This is a genomic window from Flectobacillus sp. BAB-3569 (genome assembly GCF_002270355.1).
Classification (GTDB): Bacteria; Bacteroidota; Bacteroidia; order Cytophagales; family Spirosomataceae; genus Flectobacillus; species Flectobacillus roseus.
The window spans coordinates 65,428-79,344 of the sequence record NZ_NJFZ01000001.1; the positions used below are offsets into that span (position 1 = coordinate 65,428).

Here is a 13,917-nt window from a genome sequence, read left to right on the forward strand (position 1 = left end):
TCAGCTGAGTATATTGTTTATCAAGTTGTAATTTATCAATAACGAGGCACAATTTCTAATTGTTGCTCGATGATTTATTATTCGTTTCCTTAATAAAAATTATTACGATTTTTACTCCAAAGTTTTATCAAGATAAAAGCAAAAATCATTCCTCCAATATGGGCAAAATGAGCAACATTATCACCAGGAGTTTTATGTATTCCTCCATAAAATTCATATAAAGCATATAAAGCTACTAAATATTTAGCTTTGATAGGAATTGGTATTGGAAAAACAATCAACTCGGTATTAGGGAATAACATGGCAAAGCCAGCCATTACCCCAAAGGTAGCGCCCGAAGCACCAATGGTAGGAGTGTTGAGTACCGCTCTTAAGCTTTCTTCGGCCACGATAATGGAGTCTTGCAAGGTAATTCGTCCTGAACTAGGTATATAACTATATGCCTCGCTAGGAATACCCATTGGATAGAATTGCTCCAAAAACTTATTAAACATACTCAAATCAGGATGCAAGATATAAGCCCTAGTGGCTTCTTCTAATACAGAGTAATCGTAATATTTCACTCCCATGTATAGAAGTCCCGCCCCGATACCAGTAATAAAGTAAAAAGCCAGAAAGCGTTTTTCTCCCCAATATCTCTCAAGTAAGGGTCCCATGAAAAATAATCCTAACATATTACTAAACAGGTGCATAAAGTTACCATGTACAAACATGTAAGATACAAATTGAATAGGATTAAACCGCTCGGAGGTAAAATAGTGCAAACCAAATAATGAAGTTATCTGATCGTCATAATGTGAATTAAAACTTTGTACCATAAACACTATAACGTTAATAACGATAAGTGTTCTGACAATAGGAGTTAACATTGGGGTTCTCATAGTGCCAAATAAGAGTTATATAGCTAATAAATTAGCAAAATTGTAAGGTTCGTTTAAAGACGGCAAAGTATGAAGTGTTCTATACCTTGAAGACATAACTCAATAACCCAAAACAAGAAGCGTTAGTTTATCATCTCACAAGTTTTTGATAAACTAACGCTTTCTTATTGATTCTATTCTTCGTAAGCCCAATCAATTTTGGTTTTCATGTCCTTAATAACAAGTCCATTGGCCTTGAAATAAGTTCTGATTTGGTCTACTTTGTCGTATTGCTTAGCTTCTTTGTATTCTGAGTAAAGAGTCAGCATTCCTTTTGCAAAAGCATCGATATTGGCATTTGACTCTTCTTTCAAGCCCAATACATCTTCTGTCAATGCTACGAATTTCTCCTGTAATTCGTTGAAGACTTCTTCTCCTAATTGCGCAGGTAATACTTGTCCCATATACAACTGATTAATTTTTTTCAATAAATTAAACAAACCTGCAATGGCTACTGCTGTGTTGAGGTCATCGTTGAGACCATCATAACAGCCTTGGATTCCTTTCTTAACTTCAGTAATTTGTTTTTCGTCTAAAGGAATGCTTTCATCGGCTTTGTAGCTAAGCGTTTTGATAATTCTCAAGCCGTTCATCAGGCGCTTATAGCCTTTTTGAGCAGCTTTTAGGGCATCGTTAGAAAAATCAAGTGTACTTCTGTATTGTGATTGCAACATAAAGAAGCGCACCGTCATTGGCGAATATGCTTGGTCGAGCAATGGATGTGAGCCTGCAAATAATTCAGATGGTAAAAATGAATTGCCTAGAGATTTAGACATTTTTTGACCATTGACCGTTAGCATGTTTGAGTGCATCCAATATCTTACAGGATCTACGCCTGTGCTGCCTTTGGCTTGAGCTATCTCACATTCGTGGTGTGGGAATTTTAGGTCCATACCGCCACCATGAATATCAAAAGTGTCGCCCAAATACTTAGTACTCATGCAAGTACACTCCAAGTGCCAGCCTGGGAATCCATCACCCCATGGTGAAGGCCAGCGCATGATGTGTTCTGGTGCGGCTTTTTTCCATAGGGCAAAGTCTAAAGGATTGCGTTTTTCGCCTACACCATCCAAATCACGAGTTTCTACCAAAAGATCTTCAATCACACGACCTGACAATTTGCCATATTCACCACCTTGTGCATTGTATTTGGCGATATCAAAATACACAGATCCATTCGATTCATAAGCTAATCCTTTTTCGATCAAGGTCTTTGTTGTTTCGATTTGCTCAACAATATGTCCTGTCGCAGATGGCTCGATGCTTGGAGGTAATAGATTAAATTGGGTCAATACATTGTGGAAGTCGTTGGTATAACGTTGTACGATTTCCATAGGCTCTAGTTTTTCCAACTTTGCCATTTTCCCAATTTTGTCCTCACCTTCATCGCCATCACCTACCAAGTGACCTACATCGGTAATATTGCGAACATAGCGAACTTTGTAACCTATATGTGTCAAATAACGATAAAGGGTATCAAAAGTCGTGAAGGTTCTAACATTACCAAGGTGTACATAATTGTAAACTGTGGGTCCACAAACGTACATTCCCACGTGAGGGGCGTTGATTGGCTGGAAAAGTTCTTTTTCTCTAGTGAGGGTATTATATATTTTTAATGATTGCATCTGATTGGTTGATTATCCTATTATGCCATCTTGATGACAGCATCTGATTGAAATTAAAGGTTGTTTCTGGAAAAGCAATGTATCAGAGGCAACATCGAAAATAAGTACTAAGTTCGGTAGGATTAAAGTTCATAAGAGTATAACGCATTGAAATTGATACACAAACTAATTACTTCGCTCGGCTAAATCGGCTTGGTCTTTTACGAAGTACAAAAAGTCTTCCGTTTTTTCGATATATGACAAAATTTCATCTGCCATAAAATCTCCAGCAATATCCTTTTGTAGTACTTGGTATTCTTTAACGAGCATTTTGATAAACTGCTGTATGCTATTGGGTACAGGCTCGCTTTTGATGATATATTCTTCGAAAAACGAGAAGGCTGAGTCTAACATCTTGATTACGATACCTCTTTCTGCAAGTAAACCGCGCATGAGCCATGTACATGCATAATAGCAATGATTGAGAGTGCCACGATAAAAGTCGTTTTGATAAAGATATTTGGCACTTTCGATTTCGTCTTCTGCTCTGAGTATATAATTTTTCATCTTGAGCTTTCCGATAATATTAATGACACAAAACTAATAAAACTTATTGGCTTTCGGTATGAAGTATTTCAATAGAAGGCTTCACAAAAATATCACAATCTGTAGGCTTGTCTGAGCCTGTACCGAATCTGTCCAATCAAATAACGTAAAAAAGACTATCTTTGAAGGATTTTTTCGCCCAAAACTTTTAATCAACAACCAAACAGATGAGGATTTTAGAAGTTGCTAATGATAAAAAGCTTCAAAAAGAGTTTTTAGAGTTTCCAGTAAAATTATATGCCCAAGATACTAACTGGATTCGTCCTCTTGACCAAGATATAGAAAATACCTTTAATCCTGCTAAAAATAAGCATTTTAACCACGGGGAGTGTATTCGCTGGATTTTACAAAGTGATACAGGAGAAACCATAGGGCGTGTAGCGGCATTTATTAATCACGAAACTGCCAAAAATGAAGAACAGCCTACTGGTGGAATGGGTTTTTTTGAGTGTATCGAGAATCAAGAAGCTGCATTTTTGTTATTTGATACCTGTAAAGAATGGCTCGCTAATCGTGGTATGGAGGCAATGGACGGACCAATCAATTTTGGCGAACGTGATTCTTTTTGGGGACTAATGATAAAAGGTTGGGACTATGAACCTACCTATAAAATGCCTTGGACTAAGCAGTACTATATCCAGTATTTTGAGGATTATGGTTTCAAAGACTATTTTCAACAATATGTTTATTCAGCGGGTATCTTGACCTCAAAGACTACTCAGAGTGTCATGGATAAAGCCAACCGTGTTTTTGGTAATCCTGATATTACTTTTAAGCATATCAAGAAACGTGAGCTACCCAAGTTTGGAGAAGATTTCCGTATTATTTATAACGAAGCATGGGCAAAATTTCCAGGAGTAAAGGCCATGACCGAGGAGCAAGGACAAAGCTTAGTTGCTCAGATGAAACCGATTATCGACGAACAATTGATATGGTTTGCTTATGATGGCGACAGACCAATTGCCTTCTTTATCGTAATTCCTGATCTCAACCAAATTGTCAAACACTTGAATGGAAAATTTGGGATTTGGGAAAAAATCAAGTTTATGCTTTTACTTTGGAGAGGTGTTGTGACGCGTACTTGCGGTTTGATTTTTGGCGTAGTACCAGATTATCAAGGAAAAGGCGTGGAGTCAGCTATAGCAATGAAACTTCGTTTGGAAGGTATGAAAGACCCTTTTTTCCAATACGAAACCATTGATATGAACTGGGTTGGCGATTTTAACCCCAAAATGAATCGTTTTGTGTCTCAATTGGGTACAACTCTCGACAAACAATATATTACCTACCGCTATCTGTTTGATAGAGAAAAACCATTTAAGCGTTGTCCGCGTGTGGGTTAATATCAAAATATTGGTTTCCTGTTTTGAGAACTCTCTGGTTTGCAGAGTATTTTGTATCTTTGCCAATTATTCAACTATAACAAAAACTAAATGAGTTTATTAGCTATTGGTTCGGTAGCGTTTGATGCTATCGAGACGCCTTTTGGAAAGACAGATAAAATTATTGGTGGCGCAGGAACATTCATTTCTTTGTCATCTTCATATTTCAAGACACCCGTAAACCTTGTAGCTGTAGTAGGAGAAGATTTTCCTCAAGAATATATCGAATTACTACAAAACAAGGGAATTGATACCACTGGTCTTCAAATCAAACAAGGAGAGAAGTCTTTCTTCTGGGCTGGTCGCTATCATAACAACATGAACTCTAGAGATACTTTGGTAACGGAGTTGAACGTGTTGGCTGATTTTGACCCAATTGTTCCAGCAGAATACCAAGACTGTGAGTATTTGATGTTGGGTAACTTGACTCCTGCTGTACAAAAAACAGTAATTGAGCGTTTAGCAAACCGTCCGAAATTGATTGTCATGGATACCATGAACTTCTGGATGGATATTGCTATGGATGATTTGAAAGCTGTTCTTCAAATGATTGATGTATTGTGTATCAATGATGAAGAGGCTCGTCAGTTGTCTGGTGAATATTCTTTACGTCTGGCTGCTAAGAAAATTTTAGGCATGGGACCAAAAACCTTGATTATCAAAAAAGGTGAACATGGCGCATTGCTTTTCCAAGGAGATAAACTATTCTTCTGTCCAGCACTTCCATTAGAAGAAGTATTTGATCCAACTGGAGCTGGCGATACCTTTGTAGGAGGCTTTATCGGTTATCTTGCTAAGACAGATGATATTAGCTTTGAAAATATGAAGCGTGCAATCGTTTATGGTTCAGCTATGGCGTCATTCTGTGTAGAAAAATTCGGTACAGAGCGTTTGATTGACTTGACTTATGAAGAACTTTTGTCACGTGTACAAGAGTTCAAAGAGTTGGCTGGTTTCGAAGTATAGAAATTATACTCCACAATATTTTCAGGAAACATGAGTTATCCCGAATTTTAGGATCATTCTCCAAGTTTTCATCAAAAAAAAGGCGTTCGAAATTAGTTTTTCGAACGCCTTTTTTGATGCTATATTTCAAAATACCAGCTCTTTAGACCTAAAGTGTTGCGTCTCTACCAGTATTAAAATAATCACTCATACACTCAATTACCACTCACTCGATTATGATACAGCTCCTGAGATAAAGTTTTGTAAATGATTGATCGTATTTTTTTGATCTTCAATAATAAAACGGACCAAATCTCCCATGGATACCAAACCAACTACATGCTTATCGGCAACAACAGGTAAATAGCGGATGTGTTTGTCTGACATAATTTCCATACATCGCTCAATACTATCCTCAAATTTTACCGATGTTGGATTGGCTTGCATGATTTCCGCAACTGTTGTGTCGTGTGAGTTTTTACCCATAATCGCCACTTTCCGCGCGTAGTCTCGTTCTGTAAGCAAACCTTTATATTCGCCATCTTGATACACGATGAGTGCACCAATATTTTTGGAAATCATAATTTCTAGAGCCTCAAAAACAGGTTTATGAGCCTCAATGGTATTGACTGTATTTCCTTTGTGTAAGATGAGATGGGATACTTTTTTCATAACTGTCGGTTTTAAGAATTTGATTACTAATAAATTAACTATCTTCTTTCTTAAAACCAAATTATTCTTTCAAAAATCCATCTTTGTTGTTCAAAATAATAGAAACTACCTATCTTTATTTACCACCGACAGCTACTTCGATAAGCGAAGCTGGGTCGAGATGCTTTTGAGCGGCTTCCAAAATATCCTCAGAAGTGATTTGCTGAATATGTTGGAAATACTGCTGATAAAAGTCAAGAGGTAATTGTTCTGACATAATCACTTTGTAACGATCTGCGATTTCAAATGGCGTATTCAATGAGCCAGCGAATGCTCCAGACATATAATTCCTAACAGTGCTGAGTTCTTCCTCCGAGACAAGTTCGGTACGGAGTACTTGAATCTCTTTTATAATTTCGTCGATAGTTAGTTGAGTAAATTCTTTTTTAACGTCAGTGCCAACAATAAAATATCCATTTTTTGAGAAAGGAACCACATTAGAGCCAATACCGTAGGTAAGCCCTTTTTCTTCACGAATATTCTTCATAAGTCTTGATCCAAAATATCCTCCCAGTACCTCATTTACGATTAACATATTAAAGTAATCTGGATGTGAACGAGTGAATAGTTGTTTCCCCAAACGGATAGAAGATTGTAGTGCATTCTCTTTCTCAATCAAAAATGAAGTTGCATCAAGTCCTCCATCAGTGTGCTCATAGCTTGTTGTATGACCACCACCAACAGGAATACTGCCAAGAATATTGTTTACCACTTCTATCTCTTGCTCTGTGATTTTTCCAGAAAGAAATATTCTGAATGGCTGATTTTGCCAGTGAGATTGATAATACTTTACCAAATTTTCTCTGGTAATGCTTTCAATAACTTCCTGTGTTAAATTAGTACCGTAGGGATGAGTTTCACCAAAAATACTATTTCGAATTTTTTGATTTGCTACAAAGGAAGTTTTCTCTTGATTAACCTGAATGGTTTGTTGTTGGATTTTTTTGATAGTATCTAATTCTTTTTGAGGGAAAATGGAATCTTGCAAAATCTCCTGAACCATAGGTAGTAATTGTCCTAGATGTTTACTCAAGCCATAAAGGACAAAGCTAGCTCTATCTACACTATGCGTAAACTCAGTAAAGGCACCATATTGATCAAAAAATTGATTAATACTTGCGGAGTTATGAGCAGAGGTTCCTTCATTGAGCATTTTAGCAGTAAAAAAAGAAATCCCTTTGTTATCATCAAACCAATTGCCGGCGTTAAAAATTAGCTCTAATTTGATTATAGGTTGCTCGCCTACGTTGATAATATGAAGAGGTAAACCATTGCTCAACGTGACATTTTTTACAGGAGGAATAAATACCTCTTGAATTGTTTGAAATGCAGGAGTAATAGAACGATCTAAAATATCTATAGCCATGTATATGAGAATGCTTTTGGATGAATAAAGTGAAAGCTGAAATTAGTCATTGAAGAGTATAAAAACAAAAAAGACATTTCCGAAGAAATGTCTTTTCTATTAATCAAATATCTTGGAGTCTTAGTTCGCTGATACTTTTGGTGCTGAATTTAAGTTTGCTTGCAAAGAAACTCTAAGTGTGTTGGCCAATGGGCTTCCACTTCCAGTAGGAACCAAGTATGAGAAATCTAAACTATATTTTTTCTCAATTTTGATACCAAAACCAACTGTTGCGTATTTACGGTTACCTTTCCATCCATTTTCGTAGAAGTAACCAACACGTCCAGCAAACATATCATTATACAAATATTCTGTACCGAATGAAACATTAACTTCCTTCAATTCTTCGCTGAAACCACCTGGTGCATCACCAAATGAACCCAAGATACCACCAATAGCAGTAGAAGGCTGAATTAATTTACCATTTGAATCATACTTTGGAGTTGGCACCATCAATTTATTGATATCCAATGTCAAAGTAAGCTTGTTACTAGCATCGATAGAGTTGATAGCAGCAAAACCAGCCTTTAAGTTAGTTGGAATGAAGTTAGATTCATTACCACCATAAGATACACGACCAGAAATGTTTTGGATTGCTACCCCCCAGTTGTAATTCCAAGGCTTATCAGTTTTGGATGTATGGAAAATACCAATATCCGCAGCTACAGAGTTTACTGGTTGAGCAGTAAATGTACCACCTGATGAGTTAGTTACCGTTCCGTTAAACAATGTAGAGTTGATATATTTGATATTAACCCCCAAACCTAGTTTATCAGATAACTTACGAGAATAAGAACCTGTAAGGGCATATTCTTTTGAGTTGAAATTACCTAGAATAGAACCATTGTTATCAGTTTGTTGGAATACTCCCATGTCAAAATAATGGAGAGATAGTCCAATTACATCGCCACCTTTTAATTTTTTGTATCCGCTAACATTTAGGAGAGCCATGTCATTTACCAATTGGCGAAGCCATGGAGTGTATGATAAAGAAACACCAATATCTTTGTTAGAGAAAGGCATTTTACCTGGATTCCAAAAAATTGCATTAGCATCACCATCAGCGTTTGATGTTGCCACACCAGCGTCACCCATACCGGCAGCACGTGCATCTGGAGTTTGAATTAAAGAAGTAATTACCGGTGACGGTGCATTTCTAACTTGAGCTACAACACTTGCAGCAGACATTGTCAATCCAAGCATCAAAGACGCTCTTAGAGCGTTTGTAACTTTTCTAATCATTGTTTTTAAAGTTAAAGTTGTTCGGATGAGGCACGTTCCAAAAGTAATATATTTTTATGCTAAACAGAAGCCATGCCCTAAAATCCTTTACTTAAATTATTTAACGGATACCAATTTGCCGTTTGCTGAAGCCTGATATGATATTGTTCGTGACTTTACAAAAATACGATAAAAGTAAACATCTCTTACAATCCTACCAGAATCTTCTGATAAATCCCAATAAATTTTGTCATAGGGACTCGAAATGTCGTATGCTTGTTGAGAAATCTCTTTGACAAGTGTTCCTCTGGAATCAAAAATTTGGAGAGTAATATCTACATCATCGCCCTCTCTATTGTGCTCAAAACTGAAATATACCTTATCAATGAATGGGTTAGGAAAGGACTTGATATTTTTTAAGGAAGAGATGTTATCTTGGACAACCTTAAATCGCAACGAGTTTTCTGATGAATTATTGTATGTATCCCAAACTTTTATTGATAATTTATGATCTCCCTCTGCGAGACCTTTAAAATCATAGATAATATTGCCTTGTTGGTAGGTATTAAGCGCACTTGTATAGTACTGATTTAGTATTACTTGAGTACTATCATCGAGCGTTAATAGTATTTGATGACCTAAGCCGTCTGTTGCAATATTAATGCCACTTTCATCTTCTAAATCTACTAATAGCCGAGGATTAGGCGTTGTAATATACGTCTCTTTTTCAATTTTTTCATCTAAATATAAATGAATTTTTGGTCCTGTATTATCAACTTTCTGAATTTTACCAGAACCTCCTATCATTGGTCTTTCAAAACCGATTGCATCTGCTAATCCTGTGCTGCTTTGGGCATATAATGAAAACTTTCCTTCCCCATATTGATAATTAATATCCTTCGGTAATACAACAGTTGTTTCAAATCGCCCTTTACTTACAGTAGCAGTGCCCTTGAATAAAATGTTATTGTAATCAAGGTAAACAAATGGGGCATTGTTAGCACCAAGAGTACTTACTTTTTGTGCTTTATCATACAGGATTATTTGTACTGTTCCACTAAACTGTGTGTCGACAATCCCACTATTGGCTCGAACTTTTCCCACAATACGAACCTGTTCCAATGCTTTGAGGGTATCTGTCAGCCCTCTACCTTGTACAAGCATACTGTCGATGGTAATCTTTTGTTGTGGATACAATAACTGCATAGATGGGTCGCCCAACAGACTAAAATTTCGATTCACAACTCCTACGACACTGGCATTCTTTGTACTTCTGACAATATCTCCTAGGCGTTGCGTTGCCTGAGCGTTGGTAGGAAATACATTTTGATAGAATGCTTCGTTGATTAAATAATTTGTACTTTGATAAACAGGACGGGTTGTCGTTAATAGCGCAATTGCTCCTCCTCGATTGCTCAATAGTGCTAATTCGGCTCCTGAAACCTGATTGGGATCATCATACCGACCAAACTGGCAGGTGGCTGTAAGCATCACGGGTAGATTTTTGAGATTGCTCAATTTATCAATATCATTAATCGTTAAAATCTGCTCTTCAGTCCATCCTGTTTCGGCACCATGTCCATTATAATTTACTATCAAAGATCCATTTTGTAGTGCTTGAAAGAGGGCATCTTTAGCTTGAGGACTTCTTTGTCCCTCAGCCAAAGACAATAAGGGATAATTATCTAAATAAATCTTTTGACTTTGATAGGAGGGGTAAAGTTTCTCTACTAGTTGAGAAAAATCTTCTGCATCGCCTTGATGTAGGTTGCCATCGCCATTATCTGCCACAAAAGTGATTTTTGAACGCCAATCTCCTGCTTTACTACTATTGTGATAAGAGATAAGCTTGGTCACTATATCATTTGCTTCTGCCTTGGTTTTCACAGGTAGACGACCTACGCCAATATCGAGGGTATGATTACCATTGGCATTTTCTTCCCAATCTCCTTCCTCTGCTTCCAAAAATCCAAAGTAATCGTCGGATGCATAGCTTAAGATAGGGTGTAGCGATTCTCTACTTTGATAAGCAGGTATATAGATATTTTTGACCTCATCTCCAACGACCTGACTTCGTCTTTTGAAATCATAGGACGCATCACCTAACAAGAGTAAGTATTTTAGTTTGGTTGGATTTTGATCGTATAAGTATTTTACAAAATCACGAATCGCTGTAATGTCTTGCTTCCCAGAAGAAAATTCGTTGTAAATACTTTCTTTGGTCGCCACTACTACATCAAGTTTATCATGGCTACGTCTGAAGTTTGCCAAAGCTTCAGCACTATTTTGAATGGATACTCCACAGACAATTACCAAATCTGGCGTTTTGAGTCCATGCAAATTTTGATTATCTATTTTAGTACTAAAAGCGGGTTGCAGTGCGCTTGATTCTCTAAAAAGAATATATTCTTGCAAATTGCTTTGTGTTCCTGAAATGGTCCAACCTTCGCTATTTTGAGTTAGTGTTTGATTCACAGGAACAGTAGGATTGGTAATATTCCAGACAGAAAGAGTGTTGTCGGTATCCGAAATTTGCCACTGAAAGTCTTTATATTGAAGTTGCTCAAATGCCCTAAATCGTAGGGATGTTGCGTTGTTGAGCTTGATATTCCTTTTGAGTTGGATACTCAGAAAATTCAAAAAGGCACCACCCGATGTAAGATTTTTTCTGTCGAAAGTCAATCCTACATTAATGACATCCGAAGTAACTAATCCACTATTGATACTAAAAATATTTTTTGCTGCTTTTCCTTTATAATCATAGGTACTTGCCGTGATACCATCCATATTTTGTGTGCCCACAGCTTGATTATTCATCGTAAGATTAAAAGCTGTCGTGCCATACGAGGTATTGAGTACCGACGATGTTAAGGATATTTGCGAGTTACTGGCTATGCCTTGACCGACAAAACTAAAAACCTGTTGACTATTGGCGATAAATTCCTCTCCGTACCACTCTTGTCCAGAACCTGCAAATGGGGCTTGCGCCAAAATATTACGTTTATCTATTTCATGAAATTGATAATCATCAAAAAGGCGAATCGTATTGGTAGACTTAACATCTGTAGCAGTTTTAATTCTTTGTCCATTACCACTCGATACAGTCAGAAAGTAATAGGTTGTGTCGGAATAAGTATTGATTTGATGAGAAATTTGCTTCTGAGCATTATCAAAAATCAGTTGCTGGGGTGCTTCTCCATAAAAAAGAATATAATCTGTATCATCCCACTTACCATCTTGTTCGCCTCGAACCAAAATTGCGTTTTCAATTAAGTCGCTAGGGCGATAGGTGCTATTTTTTTGAGGTAACATTTTACCACCATTACCATATAATTTAAGATTCTGTGGTGTGATTTGACTCAAAGACCATCCTGCTTTGCTTAAAATGTCTTTATCAATTTTATATATACCACTTTGTGTAACGCCAACTTTTATCCAGTTACCCTCCGAAAGTACGCTTTTTTGAGCTATGCCTTCATTAGTATAAATTATTAAAACTATCAAGATTAATGCCTTCAACCAGTTTTTCATCTTTTTTCTATTAGCCTTCCTTTCTATTTATAACAATTTGACTAGCGCATTCGCTGCTACTACATAACGTTTTCCTGTTGTAGTTTCGGTACATAAAAAGCGAGTTCTTCTAAGTTCACCTTTTACAAAGCTTCTACCATTGACAATAAAACTTTTACCTACTTCAACTTGGGTTAAAGGAATATGTTCATCGAGAAGAATTGGGGTATCAAATGCTCGGAGCGCATTACTCAAAGGAATACAACCTTGTGTACTTGCAGAAGGGTTTTCTAAATAGGCAGTTAATGGAGATAGAATACTATCAGGAAAAACTTCTGTGTTGAGGATTGGGAGAAATAGCTTTTTGAACATCATCTTCCATTCTTTCCCGTGAGGCTCTTTACGGCGTTTGTAATGTGTAAAAGTTACTAGATGCGCTACTTCATGGATATAGGTAATGGTAAATGCGTATGGATTGAGATTCTGATTAACGGTTATCTGATGACCACTTTCACGACGAAAAGAATAATCACCTAATTTGGAGTTGCGAGGACGAGTTATCTTAAAATGGAATTGATGTTTTTTCCAAAGTTGGAAACAGTAAGGTACAGCCTCAGTGGGAAAATACTGTTGAAAGGTGGCGTAATCGTTTTTCATGACTCTAATATACAGAAAAACAGAAGGACTATAAAAGTAAAAAGCCTCATTCTAAATGAGGCTTTTCCAAATTTCTTTCGAAATCGTTCAGGAATACTAGTGAGCAGCAGGAGCAGCAGCAGTATCAACAGCAGCTGAATCAGCAGCAGCAGTGTCAACAGCAACAGTAGTATCTACAGCTGTAGCAGCTGAATCAACAGCAGTAGTTTCAGCTTTCTTCTCTGAACAAGCAGCCAATGACATCATACCAGCTACTAATGCGAATGCGAACAATTTTTTCATTTCTTTTGTGGTGTTTAAGGTTTGAGTTACAAAGTTAAGTACAACTTATATTCCCTCCAAGTTATTGAGCAATAATTTTAATTAATTTTTAATAATTCCTGATAAATTCTTTATTTATTACTTTATTTTATTTGAATAGTTATAATATTTGCTTGTAACCATCTAGTAAAAACATTAGAAAATTTTAATTTTTGCCTTTTAAGACACTAATTATGATGTGTTTACATCTTGATTTTGTGATATTTTTAGGGTCTTTAATTTTTCAAGAGCTTTTCAAGATAAATAGTGATGCAAATCTTGATACTGGATAAAATATAAAAGTCCCTACTGAACATTTACCAGTAGGGACTTTTTAATGATAATTATCGAATGAACGCCTTGAGTCTGTTATAAAAACCAGTACTTCTAAAAGTGAAGGTTTTGTGCATGATGTAGTTAAAAACAAAACTAAATCCCATGCCTACAATTTGACATCCTAGCTCATTTGGATTAATACTTTTTTGTAAAATGGGCAAAGTAAATGTTCGCTCTCCTAGCATTTGATTTACGAATGATAGTGAAGCTACTGCAAAAAACCAAGTTACTCCCCACGAGCCAGCAGCTACCATCATGAATTTGACCATTTCACGACGTGTTTGATTTGAGTTTCTTGCATCAAATGCAAACATTTTTGT

The 13,917-nt window shown here is 36.6% G+C and carries 12 protein-coding genes; 2 read left to right on the forward strand and 10 right to left on the reverse strand.

The genetic code is table 11. The features are described 5' to 3' along the window. Nucleotides 1-89: 89 nt before the first annotated feature. The 3 genes from BWI92_RS00220 to BWI92_RS00230 form a co-directional block, all read right to left on the reverse strand. Nucleotides 90-881 (reverse strand): rhomboid family intramembrane serine protease, encoded by a 792-nt coding sequence (locus BWI92_RS00220; RefSeq protein ID WP_229362611.1) that lies wholly within the window; start codon nucleotides 879-881, stop codon nucleotides 90-92. 173 nt (nucleotides 882-1,054) lie between these two features. Further along, entirely contained in the window at nucleotides 1,055-2,545 is a 1,491-nt protein-coding gene (cysS, locus tag BWI92_RS00225; RefSeq protein ID WP_095160117.1) for a cysteine--tRNA ligase, read from the reverse strand. A 165-nt stretch (nucleotides 2,546-2,710) separates the two neighbouring features. Next, nucleotides 2,711-3,091 carry a HEPN domain-containing protein gene (locus BWI92_RS00230; protein ID WP_095160118.1) on the reverse strand — a complete coding sequence of 127 codons (381 nt, stop codon included), beginning with the start codon at nucleotides 3,089-3,091 and terminating at the stop codon, nucleotides 2,711-2,713. Between the two features lie 206 nt (nucleotides 3,092-3,297). On the opposite strand from BWI92_RS00230, the gene BWI92_RS00235 reads away from it, so the two are divergent. Both BWI92_RS00235 and BWI92_RS00240 read left to right on the forward strand, forming a co-directional pair. Further along, on the forward strand, nucleotides 3,298-4,473 hold the full coding sequence (locus BWI92_RS00235) for a hypothetical protein (protein ID WP_095160119.1): 1,176 nt from the start codon (nucleotides 3,298-3,300) through the stop codon (nucleotides 4,471-4,473). Between the two features lie 90 nt (nucleotides 4,474-4,563). After that, on the forward strand, nucleotides 4,564-5,478 hold the full coding sequence (locus BWI92_RS00240; protein WP_095160120.1) for a PfkB family carbohydrate kinase: 915 nt from the start codon (nucleotides 4,564-4,566) through the stop codon (nucleotides 5,476-5,478). Between the two features lie 213 nt (nucleotides 5,479-5,691). Here BWI92_RS00240 and BWI92_RS00245 read toward each other — a convergent pair whose 3' ends face one another. The 7 genes from BWI92_RS00245 to BWI92_RS28020 form a co-directional block, all read right to left on the reverse strand. Then, nucleotides 5,692-6,129, reverse strand: a complete 438-nt coding sequence (locus BWI92_RS00245) for a CBS domain-containing protein (RefSeq protein ID WP_095160121.1) — start codon at nucleotides 6,127-6,129, stop codon at nucleotides 5,692-5,694. Nucleotides 6,130-6,244: 115 nt separating this feature from the next. Next, complete coding sequence (locus BWI92_RS00250; protein ID WP_095160122.1) at nucleotides 6,245-7,534, reverse strand: pitrilysin family protein; 1,290 nt, start codon at nucleotides 7,532-7,534, stop codon at nucleotides 6,245-6,247. Nucleotides 7,535-7,654: 120 nt separating this feature from the next. Then, nucleotides 7,655-8,815 (reverse strand): type IX secretion system outer membrane channel protein PorV, encoded by a 1,161-nt coding sequence (porV, locus tag BWI92_RS00255; protein ID WP_141234658.1) that lies wholly within the window; start codon nucleotides 8,813-8,815, stop codon nucleotides 7,655-7,657. Nucleotides 8,816-8,911: 96 nt separating this feature from the next. Further along, on the reverse strand, nucleotides 8,912-12,325 hold the full coding sequence (gene porU / locus BWI92_RS00260) for a type IX secretion system sortase PorU (RefSeq protein WP_095160123.1): 3,414 nt from the start codon (nucleotides 12,323-12,325) through the stop codon (nucleotides 8,912-8,914). Nucleotides 12,326-12,352: 27 nt separating this feature from the next. Further along, a complete protein-coding gene (locus BWI92_RS00265; RefSeq protein ID WP_095160124.1) occupies nucleotides 12,353-12,961 on the reverse strand; it encodes a SprT-like domain-containing protein in 609 nt (202 codons plus the stop codon). A gap of 96 nt (nucleotides 12,962-13,057) precedes the next feature. Next, nucleotides 13,058-13,243: a hypothetical protein gene (locus BWI92_RS00270; RefSeq protein ID WP_095160125.1), complete on the reverse strand. Its 186-nt coding sequence runs from the start codon at nucleotides 13,241-13,243 to the stop codon at nucleotides 13,058-13,060. A 362-nt stretch (nucleotides 13,244-13,605) separates the two neighbouring features. Further along, the gene (locus BWI92_RS28020) at nucleotides 13,606-13,911 is read right to left on the reverse strand and encodes a GtrA family protein (RefSeq protein WP_229362613.1); all 306 of its coding nucleotides are present in this window, start codon (nucleotides 13,909-13,911) and stop codon (nucleotides 13,606-13,608) included. Between the last annotated feature and the right edge of the window lie 6 nt (nucleotides 13,912-13,917).